The 24404-nt window shown below is 42.4% G+C and carries 24 protein-coding genes; 13 read left to right on the forward strand and 11 right to left on the reverse strand.

Annotated elements, in window-relative coordinates; genetic code table 11:
• Positions 1-26: 26 nt before the first annotated feature.
• Positions 27-1382 carry a sugar porter family MFS transporter gene (locus tag ACO06Y_RS00315; RefSeq protein WP_422081826.1) on the forward strand — a complete coding sequence of 452 codons (1356 nt, stop codon included), beginning with the start codon at positions 27-29 and terminating at the stop codon, positions 1380-1382.
• 142 nt (positions 1383-1524) lie between these two features.
• Positions 1525-1653, forward strand: coding sequence for a hypothetical protein (locus tag ACO06Y_RS00320; RefSeq protein ID WP_422081827.1), 129 nt, complete (start codon positions 1525-1527; stop codon positions 1651-1653).
• A 133-nt stretch (positions 1654-1786) separates the two neighbouring features.
• Here the strand turns inward: ACO06Y_RS00320 and ACO06Y_RS00325 are convergent, their stop codons facing one another.
• The gene (locus ACO06Y_RS00325) at positions 1787-2482 is read right to left on the reverse strand and encodes an ABC transporter ATP-binding protein (protein WP_422081828.1); all 696 of its coding nucleotides are present in this window, start codon (positions 2480-2482) and stop codon (positions 1787-1789) included.
• 315 nt (positions 2483-2797) lie between these two features.
• Here ACO06Y_RS00325 and ACO06Y_RS00330 point away from each other — a divergent pair, with 315 nt between their 5' ends.
• Entirely contained in the window at positions 2798-3871 is a 1074-nt protein-coding gene (locus ACO06Y_RS00330) for an EFR1 family ferrodoxin (RefSeq protein WP_422081829.1), read from the forward strand.
• A 79-nt stretch (positions 3872-3950) separates the two neighbouring features.
• Here ACO06Y_RS00330 and ACO06Y_RS00335 read toward each other — a convergent pair whose 3' ends face one another.
• Positions 3951-4892 carry an NADP-dependent oxidoreductase gene (locus ACO06Y_RS00335; RefSeq protein WP_422081830.1) on the reverse strand — a complete coding sequence of 314 codons (942 nt, stop codon included), beginning with the start codon at positions 4890-4892 and terminating at the stop codon, positions 3951-3953.
• 224 nt (positions 4893-5116) lie between these two features.
• Between ACO06Y_RS00335 and ACO06Y_RS00340 the strand changes: the two genes are divergently transcribed.
• Entirely contained in the window at positions 5117-5488 is a 372-nt protein-coding gene (locus ACO06Y_RS00340; RefSeq protein WP_422081831.1) for a winged helix-turn-helix transcriptional regulator, read from the forward strand.
• Positions 5489-5586: 98 nt separating this feature from the next.
• Here ACO06Y_RS00340 and ACO06Y_RS00345 read toward each other — a convergent pair whose 3' ends face one another.
• From ACO06Y_RS00345 to thiC, 6 genes are all read right to left on the reverse strand, one after another.
• Positions 5587-6441, reverse strand: a complete 855-nt coding sequence (locus ACO06Y_RS00345; protein WP_422081832.1) for a universal stress protein — start codon at positions 6439-6441, stop codon at positions 5587-5589.
• 225 nt (positions 6442-6666) lie between these two features.
• Positions 6667-7587, reverse strand: a complete 921-nt coding sequence (locus tag ACO06Y_RS00350; RefSeq protein ID WP_422081833.1) for a ketopantoate reductase family protein — start codon at positions 7585-7587, stop codon at positions 6667-6669.
• Entirely contained in the window at positions 7574-8059 is a 486-nt protein-coding gene (locus ACO06Y_RS00355; protein ID WP_422081834.1) for a GNAT family N-acetyltransferase, read from the reverse strand. Before ACO06Y_RS00355 ends, ACO06Y_RS00350 begins: the two co-directional genes overlap by 14 nt.
• A gap of 43 nt (positions 8060-8102) precedes the next feature.
• A complete protein-coding gene (gene thiE / locus ACO06Y_RS00360; RefSeq protein WP_422081835.1) occupies positions 8103-8750 on the reverse strand; it encodes a thiamine phosphate synthase in 648 nt (215 codons plus the stop codon).
• Between the two features lie 7 nt (positions 8751-8757).
• The gene (locus tag ACO06Y_RS00365) at positions 8758-9492 is read right to left on the reverse strand and encodes a bifunctional hydroxymethylpyrimidine kinase/phosphomethylpyrimidine kinase (RefSeq protein ID WP_422081836.1); all 735 of its coding nucleotides are present in this window, start codon (positions 9490-9492) and stop codon (positions 8758-8760) included.
• Entirely contained in the window at positions 9489-11330 is a 1842-nt protein-coding gene (gene thiC, locus ACO06Y_RS00370; RefSeq protein WP_422081837.1) for a phosphomethylpyrimidine synthase ThiC, read from the reverse strand. The genes ACO06Y_RS00365 and thiC overlap by 4 nt, the downstream gene beginning before the upstream one ends.
• Positions 11331-11574: 244 nt before the next feature.
• On the opposite strand from thiC, the gene ACO06Y_RS00375 reads away from it, so the two are divergent.
• Positions 11575-12390: a DUF6597 domain-containing transcriptional factor gene (locus ACO06Y_RS00375; RefSeq protein ID WP_422081838.1), complete on the forward strand. Its 816-nt coding sequence runs from the start codon at positions 11575-11577 to the stop codon at positions 12388-12390.
• Positions 12391-12498: 108 nt separating this feature from the next.
• Here ACO06Y_RS00375 and ACO06Y_RS00380 read toward each other — a convergent pair whose 3' ends face one another.
• Genes ACO06Y_RS00380 through ACO06Y_RS00390 form a run of 3 tightly spaced genes read right to left on the reverse strand, consistent with a single transcriptional unit; the run spans position 12499 to position 15691 of the window.
• On the reverse strand, positions 12499-12948 hold the full coding sequence (locus tag ACO06Y_RS00380; RefSeq protein WP_422081839.1) for a DoxX family membrane protein: 450 nt from the start codon (positions 12946-12948) through the stop codon (positions 12499-12501).
• Positions 12948-13586, reverse strand: a complete 639-nt coding sequence (locus ACO06Y_RS00385) for an HmuY family protein (protein WP_422081840.1) — start codon at positions 13584-13586, stop codon at positions 12948-12950. Before ACO06Y_RS00385 ends, ACO06Y_RS00380 begins: the two co-directional genes overlap by 1 nt.
• An 11-nt stretch (positions 13587-13597) precedes the next feature.
• Positions 13598-15691 carry a TonB-dependent receptor plug domain-containing protein gene (locus ACO06Y_RS00390; protein ID WP_422081841.1) on the reverse strand — a complete coding sequence of 698 codons (2094 nt, stop codon included), beginning with the start codon at positions 15689-15691 and terminating at the stop codon, positions 13598-13600.
• Positions 15692-15795: 104 nt separating this feature from the next.
• On the opposite strand from ACO06Y_RS00390, the gene ACO06Y_RS00395 reads away from it, so the two are divergent.
• The 8 genes from ACO06Y_RS00395 (at position 15796) to ACO06Y_RS00430 (ending at position 24365) form a co-directional block, all read left to right on the forward strand.
• Positions 15796-16722 carry a DUF6607 family protein gene (locus ACO06Y_RS00395; protein WP_422081842.1) on the forward strand — a complete coding sequence of 309 codons (927 nt, stop codon included), beginning with the start codon at positions 15796-15798 and terminating at the stop codon, positions 16720-16722.
• A 76-nt stretch (positions 16723-16798) separates the two neighbouring features.
• On the forward strand, positions 16799-17260 hold the full coding sequence (locus ACO06Y_RS00400) for an FMN-binding protein (protein WP_422081843.1): 462 nt from the start codon (positions 16799-16801) through the stop codon (positions 17258-17260).
• Entirely contained in the window at positions 17257-17625 is a 369-nt protein-coding gene (locus ACO06Y_RS00405) for a hypothetical protein (RefSeq protein WP_422081844.1), read from the forward strand. The genes ACO06Y_RS00400 and ACO06Y_RS00405 overlap by 4 nt, the downstream gene beginning before the upstream one ends.
• 41 nt (positions 17626-17666) lie before the next feature.
• A complete protein-coding gene (locus ACO06Y_RS00410) occupies positions 17667-18158 on the forward strand; it encodes a hypothetical protein (RefSeq protein WP_422081845.1) in 492 nt (163 codons plus the stop codon).
• Positions 18155-18700 (forward strand): tyrosine-protein phosphatase, encoded by a 546-nt coding sequence (locus ACO06Y_RS00415; protein ID WP_422081846.1) that lies wholly within the window; start codon positions 18155-18157, stop codon positions 18698-18700. Before ACO06Y_RS00410 ends, ACO06Y_RS00415 begins: the two co-directional genes overlap by 4 nt.
• Before the next feature lie 329 nt (positions 18701-19029).
• A complete protein-coding gene (locus ACO06Y_RS00420; RefSeq protein WP_422081847.1) occupies positions 19030-19545 on the forward strand; it encodes a sigma-70 family RNA polymerase sigma factor in 516 nt (171 codons plus the stop codon).
• A gap of 305 nt (positions 19546-19850) precedes the next feature.
• The gene (locus ACO06Y_RS00425; protein WP_422081848.1) at positions 19851-21077 is read left to right on the forward strand and encodes an efflux RND transporter periplasmic adaptor subunit; all 1227 of its coding nucleotides are present in this window, start codon (positions 19851-19853) and stop codon (positions 21075-21077) included.
• A 105-nt stretch (positions 21078-21182) separates the two neighbouring features.
• Positions 21183-24365 carry an efflux RND transporter permease subunit gene (locus ACO06Y_RS00430; RefSeq protein WP_422081849.1) on the forward strand — a complete coding sequence of 1061 codons (3183 nt, stop codon included), beginning with the start codon at positions 21183-21185 and terminating at the stop codon, positions 24363-24365.
• Positions 24366-24404: the final 39 nt, after the last annotated feature.

Consider the following 24404-nt stretch of genomic DNA (forward strand, 5'->3'; position numbering starts at 1 on the left):
TTTACCGAAATCGACAAACCGAACCTATGAATTCCAAACTTTTTCGAATTTCACTGACCGCGGCACTGTCCGGGTTTTTGTTTGGTTTTGATACCGTGGTAATCAGTGGGGCAAACCTTCCCATCAAAGAGCTTTGGAATACTTCACCATGGTTTCACGGCACTTTTATTATGTCCATGGCCCTTTGGGGTACGGTTATTGGATCACTTTTTGGAGGTATTCCCTGTGACCGTTTTGGCAGAAAAAAGACCCTATTCTGGATAGGTGTTCTTTACGCTGCTTCAGCCTTGGGATCGGCCATAGCCCCAGATCCGTATACCTTCTCTTTTTTCCGGTTTATCGGAGGCTTAGGGGTAGGTGCTTCATCCGTAGCGGCCCCTATTTATATTTCGGAAATTTCATCTCCGGAAAATCGAGGAAAACTCGGGGCACTCTATCAATTCAATCTGGTATTGGGGATACTCATCGCCTTTGTTTCCAATTACCTCTTGCAAGGTTTTGGCGGCTCCAATGATTGGCGTTGGATGTTGGGTGTAGAGGCCATTCCGGCCATTCTTTATACGATTATGGTCATTAAAATTCCTAATAGTCCAAGATGGTTGGCCATTACAAAACAGGATGATGAAGGTGCGCTAAGAACCTTGAAGCTATTGTTCACTGAGAATCAAGCCCCGGCAAAGCTCCAGGAAATCAAGGAAAGTATCCCGGAGACCCGGACAGGGGAAAATCTTTTTTCAAGACAGTACAAAACCCCTTTGATACTTGCCTTTCTTATTGCTTTTTTCAATCAATTATCGGGTATCAACTTTGTGTTGTATTATGCCCCGGAAATCTTGGAAAGGGCCGGACTCGCGGCACAGGAATCCCTTTTCAGTTCTATTTCCATCGGGATTGTAAACCTGATATTCACTTTTGTTGGGGTTTGGTTGATCGATAGATTGGGCAGGAAGCAGCTGATGAAAATAGGATCGGTAGGCTATATTGTAAGCCTTGCCATGGTGGGATGGTGTTTTTATAGTGGAGCCAGCTCGGGATTGCTCTTAACCTTTGTACTTATTTTTATTGCCTCCCATGCCGTAGGGCAAGGGGCTGTGATATGGGTTTTTATTTCCGAAATCTTTCCCAACAAGGTTAGGGCTTTTGGTCAATCCTGGGGAACAGGAACCCACTGGGTATTCGCAGCGCTGATTACCTTGGTAACCCCTATTTTTCTGGATGCCGAAAAAGGTATTTTTAAGGACAATCCATGGCCTATATTCATTTTCTTCTCGGGCATGATGGTGCTTCAATTGGCCTTTGTACTTTTTATGATGCCTGAGACCAAAGGTGTTTCCCTGGAAGAATTGAGTGCAAAGTTGAGCGGACGGAAAAAAGACGATTAAAAACTAGGATTGGCTCCCTTTACCGAATAAACAAACCGTACACCGGACGAATAGCCCCTGATTTGGGCCATTAGTCGAAATACCCTCCTAAAACCTTGGCCTTTAGGCGATTATTATGTATATTGTTCTAAATAAACTAATCATGGAAGAGGAAATCACTTTTGGCGCTAGGGTCTTGAACGGCTTCCTCAGTGTAATGGTGGTGGTTTTAGTCGCCATCCTCTTAGCTGTCGTTGTCTGCCTTATTCTGGCGGCCCTTGGATTCTTTTAGACCAAGAAGTTCAATCTCCCCAAACCTAAGACTTCCCTATGAATTGTTTATGTATTGATTTTGACAAAAGCTAAAAGGCCCTTCAGATTTGAAGGGCTTTTTCTTTTAGATTCCAACAGTTGTTTCAATCCGTTTAGACCAATGCGCCTATGGCTCTATTGTGGTTTTCGGCCACAATTTGACCATCGAACAAATTGATGACCCGATGCGCGTAATGAGAGTCGCGATCAGAGTGGGTTACCATAACTATGGTCGTATCCTCCTGGTTTAATTCAGTGAGCAGATTCATGACTTCTATACCATTTTTGGAATCCAGATTACCGGTGGGCTCATCCGCCAGTATCAGTTTTGGATTGGTCACCACGGCCCTGGAAATAGCCACCCGCTGTTGTTGACCCCCGGATAACTGATGCGGAAAATGTTTTTCTCGATGGCCGATTTTCATCCGCTCCAAAACATTCATCACTTTTTCCCGGCGTTCCGCCTTCTTCATTTTCAAGTAAATGAGCGGAAGCTCTACGTTCTCGAAAACCGTAAGTTCATCGATAAGATTGAAACTTTGAAAAACAAAGCCTAGGTTGCCCTTGCGCAATTCCGTACGCTGGCGTTCCCTCAACCCACTTACCTCATGACCGGCGAATTGATAGCTGCCTTCGGTAGGGTTGTCCAACATACCGATAATATTGAGCAGCGTAGATTTTCCACAACCGGAAGGTCCCATAATGGCGGCAAACTCGCCATCCTCAATTTTCATGTTTACATTGTTCAAGGCCAAGGTCTCCACTTCCTCGGTCCTAAAGCTCTTTCTTAGATTTTGGATCTGTATCATTTTTTGATTGATTGATGTGATTGAACTGCGGTTCCTATAAGTAAAGACTTCGTTTTTTCGATTTCGTGACAGTTTTATTCATATTTTTTTCTTTTGGCCCATGCCTCTTATCTTATAGCCAAGGTTTTCTCCTCACCATACAGGGAAAGAATTGCCTTGACACACCCTGGCATTCCGGATTCTATTATTCCAAGTAGTTGTATTACCACCTGATCAAAGTCATATGTAACTCCCGGTTATATTCTTATTTTGCAACCAAAGGATGCATTTTCTATGTTTCTCATTTACTGTATCTTAAGACTATAAAACAAAGCGATGGAACCTAAATATCACAAGGTTGTAATCTACTATTTTTCGGGTACCGGAAATGCGAAAAATACGGCATTCTGGGTAGGTGATGAAGCAAAAAGGCAAGGGGCCGAAACCAAAATTATAAATATTGCCAAGATTCAAAACAAAGAAATAGCTCCTCCATCTGAAAACACATTAATTGGATTCATTTCACCGACCCATGGTTTTCATTTTCCAGAAATTGTGAGGCGGTTCTTGATAGGGTTCCCAGAAGTAAAGAATTGTGATGCTTTCCTAATGAACACTCGGGCAGGGTTAAGGATAGGTAACTTATTCTTACCGGGGCTGAGTGGTGTTTCACATTACTGGTCGTCAATGGTACTTAAAAGAAAAGGGTTTAAAATTGTGGGATTGTTTCCTGTGGACTTACCATCAAATTGGTTATCGTTTCATCCAGCGGTTCGAAAAAGAGGGATAGGATTAATTTACCGGAATGTTGAACCCAAAGTAAGACGTTTTGCCGTAAAAATCATAAATGGCAAAACAAGCTATAGGGCTTTGTATGACATTGTTCAAGATGCTTTAATTGCCCCAGTAGCGGTTCTTTATATCCTTTTTGGAAGGTATTTTTTGGCCAAATCATTTATTGCATCATCGGATTGCGATATGTGTGGGTTATGTGAAAAATCCTGCCCGGTCCAAGCGATAAAACAAGTTGACCACAGAATGTTCTGGACCATCAAATGTGAGAGCTGTATGAAATGTATGAACGATTGTCCCAAAAGAGCCATTGAGACCGCACATGGATTTATGTTCATAGGGTCGCTGATTATATCATCAATTGTTACATATTTGATCGATCAAATTTTGACCCTCGCCCCTTTTGTCGATTTCCAAATTTTAGGGATGGAGTACGCGAAATCCATATTGATCACAATTCTATTTTTCCCGATTTTCTTCATGGGATATAGAGCCATGCATTGGTTAATGCGTTTTGGACTGTTTGAACGAATTTTTGTGTTTTCTTCACGGACGAAATATCGATTTTGGGGGAGGTACAAAGCCCCGAATAGAAGAAAGAACGCAATCCGCCCATAGGACGGCAAATGCAAAGGATGGTAAAATTTGAAGATTTATAGAATCTTGGCTTTTAAATTGATTCAGTGTGCATTTGTATTTATAAGGTAACGACCACTTTTCCTACGGTCCTACCACTTTCAAGTTGTTGATGTGCCTCGGCCATACGGTCAAAAGGAAAAGTTTTGGAAACATGAGGTTTAATCGTCCCGCTTTCCAATAAGTTCTTAAGCGTTTTCATATCATCCCCATTAGACTGTACCAACAAATTTGAAACATGGACATTCCGCTCCTTGGCCAAATTCATGACTTCATCGGAAAATTCAGGAGTCGGTATGGAAACGATGGAGCCTCCTGCCCTTACCACTTTGACCGAGTTTAACAAGATGTCCCCACTGAACATATCAAAAATAAAATCCATGTCCGTGACCACATCCTCAAAAGCTTGTGTTCTATAGTCTATATGTTCATCAGCGCCCAAGGCCATAACAAAATCCCTATTCTTGGCCGAGCTGGTCGTAATCACATAAGCGCCCAACCATTTGGCAATTTGGATAGCGAAATGTCCAACACCTCCCGAACCTCCATGTATAAGTACCCTGTCATCTTTTTGAACCTTGTCCTGCAAAACCTGTAAAGCGGTCAAAGCCGCCAATGTGGTTGCCGCCGCATCCTCAAAAGACAGGTCTTCGGGTATTTTTGCGATATGATCTTCCGCGGCAGTTACCATCTGGGCATAGGCATTTCCTCTTCCGGGAAAGTTCAGCATCCCGAAAACTTGATCGCCCACTTGGTATTGGGAAACATGGATACCTGTGGCCACTACATTTCCTGCTACATCCCAGCCTAAGATGATGGGGGCTTGCCCTCCACTTATCTTTTGAAGTACATCTTTGTTGGCGCGTACTTTATAATCGACCGGATTAATGCTGATAGCTTTTACTTCGATCAATACCTCGTTTTCCTTCGCCATGGGCCTTTCGACATTCCTGATTGCTAGATTTTCAACCCCTCCTACTCTTTCCAATAGTATTGCCTTCATATTTTTTGACTATAATAGTTCAACTATAAAAAGTATAGTGCCAAAATTAATTCGGGTTTTCGAATCTTACAATAACGGTCAAAAATGATAGTACCGAAAAAAGAAATAATTTTTATTTACATATCTGATATTGAGATACATAAAAAATAAAAAATCACTATAAAAAGTATAGTTGCATAATTGGATATAGTATTCTAATTTTAATCTTTCTAATTTGGATTCTTATGGCAGAAGCACATGAAAGACGGCTGATAAAATACAACGACAAATTGTTTTCCTGTACCACAAGCATTGCCATGGAATTCATAGGGGGGAAATGGAAAAGCGTAATATTGGTTTATCTGATCGATGGAAAGAAACGGTATAACGAATTGCGAAAATTAATTTCCACCATTACGGAACGTACGTTAAGTCTACAGCTTAAACAACTGGAAAAAGACGGTTTGATCTCCCGGAAAGTCTATGCAAAAAAACCGCCGTTAAAAGTGGAATATGCCCTTACGCCCTTCGGTGAAAGTTTGATCCCGATTTTGAACTCCATTGCCAACTGGGGCATGATCGTGGCCAAGGATAAGGGAGAATTTATTGAGGAATGAACTTACTAATACTAAATCAGTTGACTAAATTCCTTTCTATACAACCATTTTCCGCCATAATTTCCTAAAAGGTATTCCAATAAATTCGAAAAAGGTTACTATGCATCCCCTTTTCTGCTCCAATGGGGTATTACCATGAAGGGAATGGTAATAGCAAACCCGATTTTCCTTACAATGGATTTTACAAAAAGACGCTCCAAAAAAGTATGTTTGTTCTGTATCATAATCAAAAAATCCATAGGGTTCTTTGCTTGAAACGTATAGATTCCCTCAATGGTATCATCATTGGGGAGTTCATAGAACAAGGAATTTCCGTTTGCTATTTGTTGCAGCTTCGCTTTATTGGTTAGCTGTTGCCCATTGAGGCCGGAGCTTGCCCCAATATGCAATATATGGACAGCTGAGGTGTACCGTTGGGCAATGTTTAGCAGTTCCGATAGCTGCGTTTTTTGGTAATCGATTTCATAGTCGGTCGGAAACAAAATATTCTTGGGAGCACTAAAAGGATAAGTGGATGGAACCGCAATTACGGGACGTTCCACTTTCTTTATGACATCCACTGTGTTGGTCCCAAGAAGCACTTCCTTTGCCCCGGTAGCTCCCTTTGTTCCCATGACAACAAGATCTATTTTCTCTTTTTTGATCAATGCCCTGATTTCATCCACAAGGAAGCCCAATGTAGAATGCGGAACAAATATATGTTTGGGGTTTTCGAATTTCTTCAAAATACGTTCATGTAGTCCGTTCAACTGTCTTAATGAATCTATTTGATTTGTATCGTCCAAAGGCATTTTCCTATCATCATAAAACTCCCTTTCCTCGTAGTAAATAGATGGGGAGAACACATGTAGTAGATAAAAGGAGCATTCCTCCTCCTTAAAAAGATTCAAGGCGTAATCGATGGCATTATAGGAATTTTCGGAAAAATCCGTGGGTAATACTATTCTCTTCACGATGGTTTGTGTTTTTATTTAAGTTGTTAAACCGCCAAAATATATTGGAAAACAATCCCAAAAAATGACCATGGTCAGCTTTATACTTTTAAGGATTACCAAGGCATACCATAATAGATAGATTAATCTTTGCAGGGAGGTATCGCACTTGATAACATCAAGGTTGTACTTGGTTAGAAGGCAATAATCTTAATCGAACAATAGGGTAGTTTACCATTCCGCTTCTCAGTTTAGATAGAGTTGTGACTTGGCGTATATCATCGATCCAAATGCTTTGGTATACGGAACAAGTCCAGGTTCTCCGATGGATTCGGCGAGCCTTGCCATTTCCAAATTTAAACTTTCGATCTCCGTACGTCTTTTTTTTCGGATATCATCATAGGTGGATATCAATTGCCCATCCGATCGCTCACTTATCAGCAATAGATTTTTTACCACGTCATCCTCATCAATACGTACACCTATTTTCTCTGCCAAACCAACACACTCTTTGATTACCGTTTTGGCTATAGCCGCAATTCCTTGATCTCGATAAAAAATACCATTGTCTACCTCCAACAAAGGACAGATGGAATTAAATGCACAATTGAGAATAGCCTTGGTCCATATATAATGCTCAATATTCGATTCTTCCCGAAAAGTGAAATGCCGCGTATTGATATGACTTACGATTTTCCCCAATTTTTCTTTTTTAACATTGAGGCTCCCCACGGGAGATGCGGATACCGCCTTAAAACGGACTTCACCATTGTCCATTATTTGACTGGTCGTAAAAAGCACGCAACGAAAAACGTTCTTTAAAGCCTCAAAAGGCTTTTCTATGTTAAGGCCGTTTTGTAACAGAACAATTGAAAGGTCTCCATCAAAATCCTGCAATTTTTTGGCAATCTTGGTATTGGCGAATGTTTTGGTGGTAACCAAAACAATACCGTTCATCTCTTTTAGATTACTGAATGTTGTGGTAGCAACGCGCTGTGTAAACACCTGATCATTATGATTACGAACGGAAACAATATCTTCCGATTCCGGTAGATTATCCACACTTCCCCGAACCAGAACGGCATTCTTTTTTTCTTGTTTTAAAAAAACGGCCAAAGCCTTACCTATGGCACCTGCACCAATGATGTAAATCTTAGGGTCTTCCATTCAATATGATTTTAAACAAAAGTAATTCTGTTTCCCCTAGCCTTATGGTCTTGGAAAACTCAAATCCCAACTTTTCTAATAATTTTTGCGATGCCAAATTCTCCCGTACCGTTATCGCACTGAGATAATTAAGGTTGAATTGTTCTTTTGCCGCCCTAACCATCCTTTGGGCGGACTCAAAACCGTAGCCCTTCCCTTCATACTCCGGGAGAAATGCAAAACCTAGGTCTATTCCGTTTAACCCTTCCCTGTCATGTAGACCACATGTCCCGATTTTTGCTCTATCCGTTTTTCTGATGACCGTGTAATTTGAATATCCCAATCTTTCCAGTTGTGGAGTCATGCGGTTCAAGATGTAGTTTTTGGCATCTCCGCTTGTCCTTACATTTCTATCCCCGATGTATTGAATCCATTTAGGTATATTCATTAAGGTACAAATGAATTCCGCATCATCAATTGCTGTAGGTCTCATAAGCAGCCTGTCGGTGGTAAATGTTTGATTGTTCATTGGAACCTTACTGCTTAAAGTTTTTATATACTTCCTTCACGGTATGGAACTTATCTTCGCTATGGTTAATCAAGGATGCTATGGCAATTCCATATACTCCTTTGGACAATAAAGGTTTTATATCATTCAACCGAACTCCGCCGATTACTAAAATTGGCATGGAAGACCCATTAAATTGATCCAAGGATTCAACTAACGCACCAATCCGTTCCAATGACAAAAACTCCGTTATTTCTGGTTTGGTCCGAGTTTTTCGAAATGTTCCCAATCCAATATAATCCACTATACCCATCGATCTAAGTAATAGGGCTTCCTTTTCATTGTAAGCAGTACCTCCAATAATCTTTTCATTACCTAGTAATTCTCGGGCAATGCTATGATCAGTATCACTCTTTCCCAGATGAACGCCATCCGCATTAATTTCCTTGGCTATTTCAAGATGGTCATTGACAATAAAGGTAGCGCCATATTCCTTACAAATTTGCTGAGTCTCCACCGCAATATCCAAAATTTCGGAATAGGGTCTATTTTTTGGTCGCAGTTGCACCAGGTCGACCCCTGCCCTACAGGCCTCCAAGGCCAATTGTTGATGTGATTTCCCAGGATGATCCTGGGTAATAAAATGAACTCTTGGGATATGTTTACGGATTTTCATTCCTAAGCTACTGATCCATATGCCCAAGTAGTGACCTACTGCTCAACATATACCGGTTAAGAACGTTTTTTGCTTTATGGTAGGCCTGTACCAATTTAAGTCCTTTGGCCAAACCTGCCGTGATACCGGATGAAAGTATGCACCCTGTTCCGTGCTTGTCATAACCCTTGTGTTTCCTTGTCCTTAGGGCATCTAATTTTCCCTCATAAAAAAGCTTATCCAGAACCGTGGTGTCATCCCCATTAGCCGTTTTTAAAAGTACTGCAGCCTTACAGTCCGTATGACCTACACCATCCTTACCCCATATCACATGGTATTCATCCAAATTGGGCGTAATAAGATCCAATTGATCCAATATTGTATTTGGGATGTTCATCTGGGAGTTCCCCCAGAAAGAAAATCCGCTTGAGCTACTAAAAACAGGGTCCCAGACTATTATTACGTTTGGGTTACGACCTCTTAGATAGGCTATTGCCCATTGAAGCATTTCTGCATCTTTGGTCACCCCGATCTTTACGGCAGCGATAGTATGCTTTTTGAAAAGTAAATCAAGTTGATTTTCAAGGTCTTGTTGGGATGTCCATCTTACATCCTTAATATGCGATTCGTTTTGAAAGGTTACCCCGGTGATTACCCCAAATCCATATACCTGGTGCTTTTGAAAGGCTTTTATGTCGGCCAAAATACCAGCTCCCGCCGATGGATCGAACCCTGAAACCGAAAGTACTTTGGGCAACTTCATAAGTAGATGGACGAACCTTTATCCGAAAATTCATTTGCCTTATCCTTCATTCCCCTTTTCAATACTTCATTCTCCGTTATATCCTTATTTTGGGCCATCTGTCTAATTTCCTCGGTAATCCTCATGGAGCAGAATTTAGGACCGCACATACTACAAAAATGGGCAATCTTGGCCCCTTCCGCCGGTAAGGTTTCATCATGATATTCCCGTGCACGGGACGGATCCAGGCCCAGATTAAATTGATCCTCCCAACGAAACTCGAAACGGGCTTTACTCAAGGCATCGTCCCGGTACTGTGCTGCAGGGAAACCTTTGGCCAAATCTGCGGCATGCGCTGCTATCTTATAGGCAAGCAGCCCCTCTTTTACATCTTCTTTGTTGGGCAATCCCAAATGTTCTTTCGGGGTTACGTAACAGAGCATGGAAGTTCCGAACCAACCTATCATTGCGGCTCCTATAGCACTGGTTATATGGTCATACCCTGGTGCAATATCCGTCGTAAGCGGACCCAAGGTATAAAATGGAGCTTCATGGGTAAGCTCCAATTGTTTGTCAACATTATCTTTGATCAACTGCATGGGAATATGCCCAGGGCCTTCAATAATAACTTGCACATGGTGTTCCCATGCTATTTTGGTAAGCTCTCCCAACGTCTCGAGTTCTGCGAATTGAGCCGCGTCATTGGCATCGGCAATACTACCCGGTCTTAATCCGTCCCCTAAGGAAATGGTAACATCATATTGATTGAGTATTTCGCAGATTTCGGCAAAATGGGTATATATAAAATTCTCCTTATGATGCGCCAGACACCATTTGGCCATAATACTACCCCCACGGGAAACAATTCCTGTAACCCTAGGGGCAGTAAGGGGGATATACTGTAACAAGACTCCTGCATGCATGGTAAAATAATCGACTCCCTGTTCCGCTTGTTCAATTAGCGTGTCCCGAAATAAATCCCACGTTAGGTCTTCGGGCTTTCCTCCTACTTTTTCCAAAGCCTGATAAATGGGTACTGTCCCGATCGGTACCGGACTGTTTCGAATAATCCATTCCCTTGTTTCATGGATATGGGCCCCAGTGGATAAATCCATAATAGTATCCGCACCCCAACGGCAGGCCCAGGCAGATTTCTCCACTTCTGCTTCAATTGAGGAGGTTACCGCTGAATTCCCAATATTAGCATTGACCTTTGTTCTAAAGTTTCGACCGATTATCATAGGCTCCAACTCCGGGTGATTGATATTTGCCGGTATCACGGCCCGTCCTCTGGCGACCTCATCCCGAACGAACTCTGGAGTGATTTTTTGAGGAATGGAAGCCCCCCAGGAATTACCCTCATGTTGGGAATAATTATGGACAAGACCGTTTTCCCTTAGGGCGATATATTCCATTTCCGGGGTTACAACACCCTTTTTCGCATAGTACATTTGGGTATGACAACCGTTATTGGCTTTTAAGGGCAGTCGAAGGTTGGGAAAACGGATATCATCGAGTTCTTTATCGTCTAACCTGCTGTTTCCGTACGCTGAAGTCAACCTTTTTAAATGCTTCAGGGTATCGTATTCCCGAATCCAGCTTCGGATCTCAGGTATTCCGGAAGACAATTCAATTTCTATATCCGGGTCGGTAAAGGGGCCGCTGGTATCATACATCAGAACATCGGGATTCGATATGGTTTTGGAACCATCGGCCGTTCTTGTACTTTGCTGTCGTACTTTTCTAAAAGGAATTTTCCATCCCTTATCCGTAATAACATAATGCTTTGTGGAACCTGGAAAAGGTGTTCCCATTATCGTATTGATGTCTTCTGTCGGTTTCACTTCTTTGTTGTCCATTTTTTTGAACAAATGTGATCAAAGCGGATGACCTACGATAGTACAAGATGGACCTGGGAAACTATTTGATACGGTTTTGCGAAAGTAGATTAGGGACATGTCCATCTTATACTATACAAACACCTATGGAAATCAGTAATTTTACCTCTGGTTAACTACGGGAATCATTTGTATCAACGCATAAAAAGGTGGGGATAATGCCGAACCAAAACCGATGGATTTCCGGAAATTATCGTTTTGAAAGATGTATCGGATATACAGTCCTCCAGCCCATTTAAAAAGAATCATTAGGCATTTCTGGTTACTGGATGTTGATTCGGAAGAAAAGACCTTAAAGGAATATATGTTCTCCTATCCCTATGTGAATTGGGTTTTTACACTTGGGACACCTTATACCGTTAAAGATGATCTATTTGGCCCTGTATCCATTGAGGACACCTGTATTCTTGGTCCGCGTACCAACTTTGCCGAATATGTACATCCTATGGGCAATCTGACCTTTGGGGTGACTTTTCAATTTGGAAGTTCATTCCCCATTTTTAAGGAGGAAACCAAATACCTGACCAATAAAACTTTGCTGCAGGAGGAAATATTCCCAACTGCAAATTGGCTCACACCATTGTTTAAGGAGACCCATTTGAACGCATTTATACATGAACTGGGCAAACAAATCGGTGAATTCAATTTTGATATCGATAGAAGTGGTTATTCCGTATGGTACAGGTTTATTGAAGCCATAACCACAGGAAAGCACTATTCCACTTCGATGTTTCAAATAGCCAAACTACTGCATGTGACCCAGAGACACCTCCAAAGAATTACAATGCGCTATTCCGGCCTTACGCCAAAACAGGTTCAGTCGATGCTTCGGTGCAGGCTGGCCTTGAAGCAAATCCAAAAAAGCGGAATGATCTCTGATTTTTTCCTTTTCGGTTTCTACGACCAAAACCACTTTATCAAGGAAGTCAAGAAGTGGTCCGGTTTTACACCTGGTAAACTGTTATCCCTTATTGAAATCGCAAAGCGGCCGAGTCAAAATAGCCATAAGGCACTATCCTAGTCTTTTATAAAGCATTGGTCTTGCCATGGATTTCTAGTTCCGGTAAAAATCATTAAAAAAGGCCGGAAACCAAACCTTATCAATCTCCGGCCCCAAACTAACTCAAATTCAAATCGGTTTTATCCATAACAGGTGTTTCCACTTGTCCTTTTCCTTGAGTACCAAAAGGATATTGATCAGAAACAATCCACCTGTTTGCAGAAGTTCCCCGACCTCATCGGATTCCAAGAAAACATGGAACAAAAAGATGTGTAACGTAATAGGCAGCAGAAAGAAAGCACCTACCAAACCGGTTCCCTGAAGCAGCAGCAACAGACCGAACAGCAATTCACAAATACCCAAAACCTGCCAGAAATATCCCGTTTGTTTTGCTCCGCTGATATATAATATCTTTTGTAACGTATTTTCCTTTTCGGGCACCGTAAACTTTTCCGCTTTTTCCACCACTTCAACTGGAGAGGGCAAGGGTCTTTGGAATTTTTGCATACCTCCATAGAGCATCATGCCACCCAAGACCAACCGAAGAACGACGAACAGTATTTTTACCGGCATTTCCATTATTCCAAGGTGGTTTGCCCTTCGTTGGGATTGTAGACGTAATTGAAAGTATAAAAACGGGGCTCGTCGGCCATGCCGTCGGGTTCCGCAGGTGCATCCCTATAGTAGCTCAATATCTCTACCTTGGCATATTTTCCATCGTAGGTCCGGATAACCAAGACCCGTCCTGGAATGGGCGAAATTAGATTCACGGGAAAAGGAGTATAGTTATACCATCCATTATCGCTTCCGGTGGGGATGGCAAAACCACTATCGGAATCTTGTGCAAAGGTGTAACTTGCAGCATCCGTAATATTGGTAAAGGTGCCCGTGGCTACGAAAGCCCCGGCATTCCCATTTCTTTCCGGTTCATCGTTAGTGCCCGTAGCAGCGCCACCGTTAACGGCTATCGTAGTACCCCTAAAGGCAATGTCCCATTCGGTTTCACTGGTCGTGACCGCACCGGTGGCAAAACTGAACTTTGTAAACGGGCCACCTATGGGGTCGGGGGTGGGTTGTCCTCCGGTCTGCGGTGCAGGAATGTTGCCCGCGGTTTCACTTTCTATGGCCAAGGGCTCCGGACCGTTATCGTCGTCGCTACATGAAACGAACGCAAAAGCGACAAAAAGTATAGTAAAGAATTTAATCATGGTTTTCATTGGGATTGTTTTTAGAATTGAAAATTGATTTTAGTAAATAGCAGTATTCCGGCAAGGCCGGGTATATTCTCCTCGTCCTTATAATCAAAGAGGTTGTTGGCCCCCAATTGTAAGGTGTACTTTTTCGAAAAGGTTTTGTTCAATGCCAGATTGGTAAGGGCATAGCCATCGACAAAAGTGGTATCAAAATCGTCTAGGATTCCGTTACCGTTACCATCGAAAAGTCCATACTTGCTTCTGTAGTTTATTCGGATATTAATATTGAAATCCCATCGGGGAATATCATAGAATATTTTGAAGTTGGCGGTGTGCCTGGAACGGTTGACGAGCCCAAAATAATCGGAGTTGTCCAAAGCTACGGTCTGTAGTGTTCGGGGATCGCGCGCAAAAACCTCGCCCCGTTCCAAGACCACCTTTTTTTCCTTATCCTTGGCATATAGCAACTGATAGCCTGCGGTAAAGGTCAATTGCTTGTTGAAACTATAACTGGCATCCATTTCAAGACCGGTTGTATAGATCCGGTCAAAATTGGCATAGCTGAATACATTTTGCCCGTTGGTCCGTCTGGCAATGGCCCTAGTGTCGATCAGGTTTTTAAAGTCGTTTCGAAAAAAGTTGAGATTCAGTTTCACGTTTCCACGGACATATCCTGCGCCCAAATTGTACCCGATGGAACTTTCCGCTTCCAAGGGTTCTTCCAATTCGGATAGGTCAAAGAGGATTTCGGTCAATTGTCCCTGCGACTGCAGTTCCTGGACTTTTTCTACGGCAACGTTATAGCCCAGTACCGTATAACCGACTGCGGAATTGGTAAAATCAAAATACAATTGCCTAAAATCCGGGGCCTTAAATCCGTAACCCACGGAACCCTTCACCGAAATAGCGTTGCTCAATTGAAAATTCGCGGATGCCTTTGGGCTAAATTGGGACTGGTATTCGCTATGGTTGTCGAAACGTGCTCCAAGAATCAGATTCAATTTTTCCCATGGAAAAAAATCATATTGGGTAAAAATGTATTGTGAATCAAAGACCACTTTTTCGTCAAAGAACGTGCGGTCCAGATTTTCATGATTATAACCCACCCCAGTGGTCAGTGCATGTTTGGGTTTAAAGGTATACGTGGCCCTGATTTCCGGCCTGAGCAGATTTTGGTCAAAGTTGCTTTGGCTGAAAACATCATCCGTAATCGGGCTTTGCAAGACTTCGGATGCCTTGTAATTGGTGTAGTAAAACTCGTATTCCAGGGCCCATTTTTCGTTGGCCTTATGATTAAACCTTAGATGTGCATTGGTCTCGTCAATATCACTATCTCCTTCAAACAACTCATCGTTTACAAAGAGGTCTGCTTGCTGATGCTGTTGGTAATATCTGCCGGAAGCGAATAGTTTTAATCGATCGGAAAAATCATAGAACACCTGACCGTTGAACGTATAATTATTGAAAGGGGGTACCGTTTGTCCTTGGGTTTCCGGTTGCAGGTCATAACCATCGCTATGCAAGGTATTGGCAAAAAAAGAATAGCCCAGTTTGTTCAATTTTTGGCCCAAGTTAATATTGGCATCATGGGTATTGAACGAAGCGAACCGATAGGAAACGTCACCATGCAAGTCTCCGTCCTTTGGAGTTTCCGTGATGATATTGATGACCCCGCCCAACGCTTCGGACCCATATAGACTGGAGGAAGGCCCCTTTACCACTTCTATTTGTTTTATGTTACCGATGGTAAGCCTACTCAAATCCAAATTGCCTGCAGACCTTCCTACCAGAGGTACTCCATTAATGAGAACAAGTACATAATCAGAGCCGATACCCTGTATCTGTACACCTTCAAATCCACTTTCATCGGCTACCGTAATGATCCCGGTCTGCTCGTTGAGGATTTCATCCAATCGAATGACCCCCGTTTTTTGCAACTGTGTTTTGGAGATTAAGGTAACCGGTAATGGTAGGGAAGAGAGCTGCCTCAATGTCCGAGTAGCGGTAATGATTACCTCGTCCAAATCCTCAACGGGTACAGAATCATTTCCCACAGCTATTTCCTGACCAAAAATTGAGGCTCCCAGAAACCCAATAAAAATAAGGATTAACACCTTATTTAGATCCATTCTACATAATTATTTGGACAAATATATAAGTTATTTTTAATCAATCTAAATAAAAATACTATTTTTGGAGAAGAAATTTTGAATATCAATTAAAACCTATAATCATGAAAAATTTAGCTCTTTTTGGGCTGTTGTCCGCTATGTTCACCCTCCCAGTCCTTGCCCAGGAAAACAAAAAACTGCAGGACATCAAGTCTATCAAGGATATGTGTGGCTGCTATGAAATCAAGTTCAAGTACACGGAGACATTTGCCCCCGAAATCGATTATGAAAAGCACCACGATTATACTGCCGCCGCTCTGGAATGGGCCCAACTTATAGAGGACAAAAACAACAAATTATCGATACAACATATTTTGGTGGTCAATGATACCATGGTGGTAAAACATTGGCGACAAGATTGGGAGTACGAAAACCAAAATGTTTTTTATTACGATAAGGACAATACCTGGAAGTTCAAAAAGCTCCCCGTAGAAAAGGTAAAGGGACAATGGACCCAAAAGGTCTTTCAAGTGGATGATAGTCCCAGATATTCAGGTTCGGCCACTTGGATCCATGTGGATGGCAAGCATTATTGGGAAAACAAGACGGATGCCCCCCTACCCAGAAGGGAATACAGCAAAAGAAAGGATTACAACGTAATGCTCCGTGGCAACCGACAGGAAATTACCGATTATGGCTGGGTACACGAACAGGACAACGATAAGGTAGTCCGGGAAGATGGCAAGGAAGATGTGCTATTGGCTCAGGAGAAAGGCTATAACATCTATACCAAAGTAGCCGATGAAAAATGTAAACTCGCCCAGGATTGGTGGAAATCGAACCACAAGTTTTGGGGAAAAGTCCGCAAATCTTGGGACAAGGTGTATGACAGGGAGGGAGAGTTGACCCTCAACAAAGCGGTAGATGGGCAACCACTGTTCATGCATTTTTATCCCTTGGAAAAAGGGAAGGCCAAAACAAAGGATATTAATGAGGTCATTCAAAAGTTCACGACCGATAAATCGGTAATGGATGTACAAGGTAAATAAACCTTTTTCCTTGCTAATCGCCTTCTGGGCCGTTCTACTATGTTTTTCGTTTTCCGAATTGCAAATTTCCCCCAGGTTGCAAAAGAAAATAGATGCTGCCATCCATTCAACGTACGGAATCGAAACCTTCGAGTTAAAGAGAATCGCCATCGCGCCGGATTTACAGGATACCGTTCCCTTACTAATGAACGATGATTCCCTTTTTGAAATAGTCCAGGATACGGATTTAGTTGGATACCTATATTTGGGCGAGGCCCCTAGTATGAAACAAAAGTTCGATTATATCGTTATGTTCGATCTTGATTTGGTCATAAAAAAATCAAAGGTGTTGATTTACAGGGAGGATTATGGCCAACAGATCGGAAGCCAACGATGGTTGAAACAGTTTATAGGATTATCCGCTACCGATGTTCCCCTATACGCCGAAAACATCGATGCCATCTCCGGAGCTACCATTTCCGCATCCAATATGACAAAGGCGGTGGCCAATGTCTTAAAAAGTATAGCCATTTTAGAAGAAAAACAACTATTGCCATGAGCCATATGCAAGATATTAATCCAATTTACCACAATCCATTTGGGGTGGCCTTTCAATGGAAAAGAAACAGTGTAAAGGACATCAATAAGGTTCAATTGGTCTTTCGTGACACGGGCCTGCTGCTTTCCAAAAAGGAATTGAAGGATTTTCAAAAAAGCATTAAATGCACTATGGAAACTAGCACCCTTTGCCAGGACTGTCCGCAAAACGAGTCGTGTAGGGCTCTTTTATTGGATACCCCTGCGCCACAGGTTACATTGGCCTTAAGTAAAAAAGAGTTAAATGCCGTTCACGATCTGGTAGCAGGAACACTGTTCCAGTTACAACTGGACCATCTTTTGTACGGCTCAAAGGATTCCGAGTAAGCTCCCATTCTTCCATTCCGCTAAAAAGTAGAGCAGGCCCAATGCAATTCTATTGTTCCATTCAACATTTTCCCAAAGAGGTAAAGCTTGTTATTGGCATTTTTTTGGTGGTTCTTAGTATTGGGTTCTTATCGGCTTTGCAATTTGTATCTGTAACAACCGAAGCAAGCCCCCAAGGTATTCAGGAAAACTATCTGGGCAATGAGGAAGACCTGGAAGCAGAGGAGATGAAATTCAAAAAAAATGAAAAACAGCTGCTCAATATTATCCATAGCCATATTTTATCCATGGGTCTTATCTTCTTTGTTTTGGCCCTTTTGGTAACGACTACCCCTATAAAGGGATTCTTTAGACGGTTCCTTTTATTAGAGCCCTTGCTTTCCGTACTTGCGACCTTTGGAGGAATTTATTTTTTATGGAAAGGTGTTTTATGGATGAAATATGTGGTTATGATTTCCGGGGGATTGATGACGATTTCTTTTGTAATTTCCGTTATTGTAATTTTTTATGGATTGTTTGGAATGAAAAAATGAGAGGACTTTTTTCAATATTGGCTGTTTTTGCCCTCAGTATAGGGTCTACGGTTGCACAGCAGGACGACGTCCATAAAGTAGAATCCAGATATTTTAAAAACCTCTACCGCATTAACGATTCCATCTACCGCTCGGAACAACCGAGCAAAAAAGGATTTCGCGAATTGGAAGCCCTGGGGATAAAGACGATCATTAATTTGCGAAGGCTAAAAGAGGATAACAAAAAAGCAAAAGGTACCGATTTACAATTAAAAAAAATACCATTAAGGGCTGCCAAGATGGTGGAGGCCGATATAAACAATGTGCTCCATATAATCCAAGTTTCGGAAAAACCGGCCTTGATCCATTGCTGGCACGGGTCAGATCGGACCGGTGTCATCATTGCGGCCTATCGGGTTGTAGTTGAGAATTGGGAAAAGGAAAGGGCTATACGCGAGTTTAAACGGAAAGAGTTCGGTTATCATGAGCGATGGTATCCCAACCTTTTGGAATTGATTTCAAATCTCAACGAAGATGGAATACGGGGAAAATTGGGAATTTAGAAGGTTCATTTAGTGGGAGAAGCCTATCATTTTTCGGTGAGGATTACACCCCTGAATTACTAAATAGCAAAGGATTGTCAAGTTCTTCAGATACGTCCCAGTTACAATAAATGAGTTTTTAAAGTATCTTTCTTTAATTTTTTTAGTCTACTTTATAAACTTTAAAAATATCATAATGAAAGGAAATTGTTCGTGCCCCGATTGTAAGTGTACACAGTGTGAATGTTTAAGTTGTTCGCCCAAAAGCTGTACCTGCAAAATTTGCGATTGCCCAAAATGTACATGCTGTAATTAAATTGTGATCAACCCATTGCCTAAGGTTTGCACATATGGATTTATCCACTTCAAAAATTTGGGAGAAGTTTTACACAGACCTCTATTTTTTTACCTTAAGAAGGGTAAAAAACAAGGATGTAGCGAATGATATCCTTCAAAATAGCTTTATAAAGATTCACCGTAATTTAAATAGGCTACAACAACCGAACAAGGTTAGGCAATGGGTCTTTCAAATTACCCGTAATGAAATTGCAAATTTCCACAAAGGCAACAAAATGCCTGATAGCCCTCTCGATGTAAACGGAACAAGTGCAGATTTTCTATGTTGTTTCGATAGATTTGTTGCTGAATTACCTGAAATCTATAAAGTAGTTATTCTGCCTGTGTATTTTCAGGGCAAGAAACAGGCTGAAGTTGCCAAGGACTTGGGAATTTCCCTCCCCAACGTCAAAGCTAGGATACGAAGGGCCAAGAACACTTTAAAGGAACGATTCACGAATTGTTGCAAATATGTCAGTAACGAAAAAGGCCAATTGATCGGAGAACCGGATTGCGCAATCTGTAATTAGATACGGAATGCATCGGTCACCAAGCCTAAGATATTCTCAATATTCTCAAACTACTGTTTGATTTTTCCCTTTTTGAATACACCTCATTTGAGGTTATCCCCAAATCTCACATTTTTCATAATGGTTTTTTTAATGAGAATATTAAGAACTACCTCAATGGAAAAACCAATGACATTTCGATGTAAAAAATCCCTTTTCTTACATTTTGGTCATTTACACTTTGATTTTGGTTAACCCATAGGGGTATACTCGAGATACATTTGTACTGTAAAATTAAAACAATTACAAAATTTAAATACAGTACGATGAAAACAATCAGTTTAAAAACAGCAAAATTCCATGCCAAGGTCTATATGATCTTCGCCATGATGCTCGGCGTAATGGCCATAATTATCTTTTCAGCATTCGAAAAGAAAGAAGAAAAAGAAATTGCACAAAATGAAACACCCGGACTTCCTGTCGAGGTAGCCCATCCCGTATTCGAAAAAATAACCGAATGGGATGAGTACACCGGTCGTTTTGAGGCCAGTAACCGCGTTGAGGTTCGTGCCAGGGTAAGCGGTTACATTGATAATGTAAGCTTTAAGGATGGCCAATCGGTAAATAAAGGAGATGTCCTATTTACCATTGACCAAAGACCCTTTAAAATTGCCTTGAACCAAGCAAGGGCCGGTTACGGGCAAGCCCAGGCAAGATTGACCATTGCTCAGGACAATTACGACCGTGTACAATCATTACGGGAATCCGGTGCAGTTTCAGCGGAGGAATATGATAGCCGTAAACAAGCTCTAGCAGGCGCCAAAGCCTCATTACAATTGGCACAGGCCTCAGTAGACAATGCTAGATTAAACCTCGAATTCACCAAAGTAAAGGCGCCCATTTCAGGACGCGTTAGCCGTGATATGGTCAACGAGGGGAATTTAATCGATGGAGGGTCTTCCAATTCAACATTGTTGACAACCATAGTCGCCACAAGTCCCATTCATTTTTATTTCAGGGGAAGTGAATCGGATTACTTGAAGTATTCCCGTTTGGCACAAAATGGCGAAAGAGGTTCCTCACGTTCAACCGCCAATCCGGTCTTTTTAAAACTTCAGGATGAAGATGAATATGTACATGAAGCGGTAATGGACTTTGTCGATAACGAAATTGACAGAAGTACCGGAACCATTGAGGGTAGGGCTACACTGGAAAACAAGGATGGCTTAATAGAACCCGGTATGTTTGGTAAAGCCAGATTACTAGGTAGTTCAGAGCACGAGGCCATCCTCATCCCTAATGAGATTATAGGGACAAATCAATCGGTACGTTTCGTATATGTGGTAGCTGAGGACAATACCGTGAATACAAAAAACATAGAACTCGGTCCTTTGCATACCAATGGATTACGAATCGTTAGAAACGGATTATCCCCTGAAGACCTACTCATTACCAACAACATCCAGAAAATCCGACCTGGTGTAGCAGTAAGTCCTGTTGAAACATCTTTAACGAATAATAACGATGTTCTAGCCTTTAGCGAAGCAGAATAATCAACCCTAACATATTACATCCTTTTTCTCTCTCTATTGCTTTGAATTAATAGCAAAAATGAGAGAGACTGGGATACCCTTGTCCAACACTAAAAAATAGAAATCATGAAATTCAGTCACATTTTTATCAAAAGACCCATATTCGCAGCGGTGCTCAGCATTTTAATTGTAATCGTGGGCGGATTGGCATACGTTTCCTTGCCAGTATCACAGTTTCCGGATGTTGCGCCACCAACCGTTCAGGTAGTAGCCGCATATCCCGGGGCCAACGCCCAAACCCTTTCAGAAACCGTTGCTACTCCTTTGGAACAGGAAATAAACGGTGTCGAAGGAATGATCTACATGACCTCCCAATCTTCAGCCGATGGTGTGGTTACCCTTCAAGTAGCCTTTGAACTAGGAACGGACTTGGACCGCGCTCAAGTCCAGGTACAGAACCGGGTGGCCATAGCTGAACCCCGATTACCGGAATCAGTCCGTAGGTTGGGAATTACCACCAACAAAGTGTCTCCTGATATTTTATTGGTGGTCAATATGTATTCTCCCAATAAAACCTATGACCAGACTTACATTGGCAACTATGCTACTTTGCAGATGATCGATCAAATAGCCCGCATCAAGGGGGTTGGCGACATCCAAATCTTTGGTGCCGCCGAATATGCCATGCGCATTTGGTTAGACCCGGATAGAATTGCCAATTTGGACATGACTGCAGGCGAAGTGGTAGCGGCCCTCCGGGCACAGAACGTTCAAATTGCCAGTGGTACCCTAAACACTCTACCATCTGGAAACCAATCCGCCTTTGAAATTAATATTCAGACCCAAGGAAAACTGGTTACCCAAGAGCAGTTCGAAAATATCATCATAAAAGCAGAGGAAAATGGTCGAATCGTTCAGCTTAAAGACGTTGGTCGTGTGGAGCTGGGCGCCCAAAACTATGCCACCAAGGGGTACTTGGGAAAAGACCCGGCCATCGCCATGCCCATCTATCAGCAGCCCGGCGGTAATGCGCTTGAAACCGCAGCGGCAATTCAAGATAAAGTAGCGGAGCTTTCAGAGAATTTTCCTGAGGACCTGGAATACAAAATTGCCTATAATCCCACAGAATTTGTACAAAAATCAGTTGACGAGGTATACCATACCATTTTTGAAGCGGTCTTACTTGTGGTATTCGTAATCCTACTCTTCTTGCAATCCTGGCGGGCAGCGATAATCCCCATTTTGGCCATCCCAGTCTCCTTAATCGGAACATTTGCCGTAATGCAGGGGTTGGGATTCTCCTTGAACAACCTCACCTTATTTGGATTGGTGTTAGCCATAGGTATTGTAGTAGACGATGCCATTGTAGTGGTAGAAAACATGGAACGTTACCTTGCCCAGGGACTATCCCCAAAAGAGGCAGCGCGCAAGACCATGGATGAAGTCGGCGGTGCCTTGGTGGCCATTGGGTTGGTACTTATTGCCGTATTCATCCCTACAACATTTCTCGAGGGGATATCCGGACAGTTCTACAAACAATTTGGGTTGACCATTGCAGTAGCCACGGCCATCTCAGTTTTTGTATCGCTTACCTTAAGTCCTGCATTGGCCGCATTATTAATGCGCCATGAAGCTCATGACGAGCAGAAAAAAACACCATGGCTATTACGACCTTTCGAATTTGTAGGTGACGGCTTCAATCGATTTATGGATGGACTGTCCATTCGATATGGGAAGGCCGTGAGTAAATTGGTCAGAACCGGGTCTTTGGTGATGTTGATTTATGGAGGACTTATTGCACTTACCGGCTTTGAGTTTAACAAGGTTCCCAGTGGATTTGTACCTGCCATGGACCAACAATATTTTATTACGGCAATTCAATTACCTCCAGGCTCCTCATTAAGCAGAACGGACAAAGTGGTGCAAGATGCCATAGACACCTTATTGGAAGTTGATGGGGTGGCCAACACAGTATCGTTCACCGGTTTCGACGGGGCATCCTTTACCAATGCTTCCAATGCCGCTGCGATTTTCGTAACACTGGAGGACTTTGATGTAAGAACCAAAAAAGGAATTGGTTATGAGGATTTGTTGGGAACGCTACGGGCAAAAATGGCAGAGGTTGATGATGCTTTTGTAGTGGTCATTCCTCCCCCATCTGTCCGTGGTATTGGTAACGCAGGTGGATTTCGGATGATGGTTCAGGACAGGGCCAATCTAGGTACCGAGGCCTTATTGAACGCCACATATCAGCTAGCTGGTGCCGCGAATCAAGATCCTAAGCTTAACAGCGTGTTCACATTCTTCAATAACCAGACCCCACAATTGTATCTGGACATTGACCGCGTAAAAGCAGAACAATTGGGTATCGATGTCGCCGAAGTATTTCAATCCTTGGAAGTGTATCTGGGATCCGCTTTTGTGAACGAATTCAACTATTTGGGAAGAACCTACCAGGTAACTGCCCAAGCCGATGCTCCCAACAGATTAACACCGGATGACATTTCTAGGATTAAAGTACGAAACCAAAATGGGGACATGGTGCCCTTGGGAACCATCAGCACCCAAAAAGACATTGCTGGACCCAATAGGATTCCAAGATTCAATCTATATCCATCCGCATCATTGGTCGGGGATATTGCGCCAGGATACAGTACGGGACAGGCTTTGGATAGAATGGAGGAATTGGCCGACGAGATTTTGCCCCAAGGGATTTCTTTTGAATGGACCGAAATGGCTTATCAGCAAAAACAAACGGGAAATACCGCTGGAATCGCTTTCCTTCTGGCCGTAGTCTTTGTATTCTTGCTTTTGGCCGCCCAGTTTGAAAGTTTGGTTCTTCCATTGGCCGTCATCTTTATCGTACCCATGGTCCTTTTATCCGCCATGGTAGGTATTGACCTAGCAGGATTGGACAACAATATCATGGTACAGATTGGTCTGGTAGTCCTTGTAGGGCTTGCCAGTAAAAATGCCATCTTAATTGTTGAGTTTGCAAAACAGTTGGAGGATCAAGGAAATGATTTGAGAACAGCGGTAATAGAAGCTTCCAAACTACGCCTACGTCCTATTTTAATGACTGCCATGGCCTTTATTTTGGGAGTCGTTCCCTTGGCCATTGCCACTGGTGCCGGTGCCGAGCTGAGAAATGCATTGGGTATCGCTGTTTTCAGTGGAATGCTTGGTGTCACCTTATTCGGAATTTTCTTGACCCCAGTGTTCTATTATCTGGGAAGAAAATGGACCACCAAAACCAAAAAGGTGGATGTGAAAGACACAACCCGTCATCAAATTCAAGCAGCACTCTAACATATTAGATTTTGGTCATAGGAAGGGTGTTTTTGGTTA

Origin of the sequence: Ulvibacterium sp., from assembly GCF_965228935.1 — a bacterium.
Lineage (GTDB): Bacteria > Bacteroidota > Bacteroidia > Flavobacteriales > Flavobacteriaceae > Ulvibacterium.

Coding starts and splice junctions, on each gene's coding strand:
- ACO06Y_RS00315 (WP_422081826.1), top strand. CDS start 27: ATGAATTCCAAACTTTTTCGAATTTCACTGACCGCGGCACTGTCCGGG.
- ACO06Y_RS00320 (WP_422081827.1), top strand. CDS start 1,525: ATGGAAGAGGAAATCACTTTTGGCGCTAGGGTCTTGAACGGCTTCCTC.
- ACO06Y_RS00325 (WP_422081828.1), bottom strand. CDS start 2,482: ATGATACAGATCCAAAATCTAAGAAAGAGCTTTAGGACCGAGGAAGTG.
- ACO06Y_RS00330 (WP_422081829.1), top strand. CDS start 2,798: ATGGAACCTAAATATCACAAGGTTGTAATCTACTATTTTTCGGGTACC.
- ACO06Y_RS00335 (WP_422081830.1), bottom strand. CDS start 4,892: ATGAAGGCAATACTATTGGAAAGAGTAGGAGGGGTTGAAAATCTAGCA.
- ACO06Y_RS00340 (WP_422081831.1), top strand. CDS start 5,117: ATGGCAGAAGCACATGAAAGACGGCTGATAAAATACAACGACAAATTG.
- ACO06Y_RS00350 (WP_422081833.1), bottom strand. CDS start 7,587: ATGGAAGACCCTAAGATTTACATCATTGGTGCAGGTGCCATAGGTAAG.
- ACO06Y_RS00355 (WP_422081834.1), bottom strand. CDS start 8,059: ATGAGACCTACAGCAATTGATGATGCGGAATTCATTTGTACCTTAATG.
- thiE (WP_422081835.1), bottom strand. CDS start 8,750: ATGAAAATCCGTAAACATATCCCAAGAGTTCATTTTATTACCCAGGAT.
- ACO06Y_RS00365 (WP_422081836.1), bottom strand. CDS start 9,492: ATGAAGTTGCCCAAAGTACTTTCGGTTTCAGGGTTCGATCCATCGGCG.
- thiC (WP_422081837.1), bottom strand. CDS start 11,330: ATGGACAACAAAGAAGTGAAACCGACAGAAGACATCAATACGATAATG.
- ACO06Y_RS00375 (WP_422081838.1), top strand. CDS start 11,575: ATGTATCGGATATACAGTCCTCCAGCCCATTTAAAAAGAATCATTAGG.
- ACO06Y_RS00380 (WP_422081839.1), bottom strand. CDS start 12,948: ATGGAAATGCCGGTAAAAATACTGTTCGTCGTTCTTCGGTTGGTCTTG.
- ACO06Y_RS00385 (WP_422081840.1), bottom strand. CDS start 13,586: ATGAAAACCATGATTAAATTCTTTACTATACTTTTTGTCGCTTTTGCG.
- ACO06Y_RS00390 (WP_422081841.1), bottom strand. CDS start 15,691: ATGGATCTAAATAAGGTGTTAATCCTTATTTTTATTGGGTTTCTGGGA.
- ACO06Y_RS00395 (WP_422081842.1), top strand. CDS start 15,796: ATGAAAAATTTAGCTCTTTTTGGGCTGTTGTCCGCTATGTTCACCCTC.
- ACO06Y_RS00405 (WP_422081844.1), top strand. CDS start 17,257: ATGAGCCATATGCAAGATATTAATCCAATTTACCACAATCCATTTGGG.
- ACO06Y_RS00410 (WP_422081845.1), top strand. CDS start 17,667: ATGCAATTCTATTGTTCCATTCAACATTTTCCCAAAGAGGTAAAGCTT.
- ACO06Y_RS00415 (WP_422081846.1), top strand. CDS start 18,155: ATGAGAGGACTTTTTTCAATATTGGCTGTTTTTGCCCTCAGTATAGGG.
- ACO06Y_RS00420 (WP_422081847.1), top strand. CDS start 19,030: ATGGATTTATCCACTTCAAAAATTTGGGAGAAGTTTTACACAGACCTC.
- ACO06Y_RS00425 (WP_422081848.1), top strand. CDS start 19,851: ATGAAAACAATCAGTTTAAAAACAGCAAAATTCCATGCCAAGGTCTAT.
- ACO06Y_RS00430 (WP_422081849.1), top strand. CDS start 21,183: ATGAAATTCAGTCACATTTTTATCAAAAGACCCATATTCGCAGCGGTG.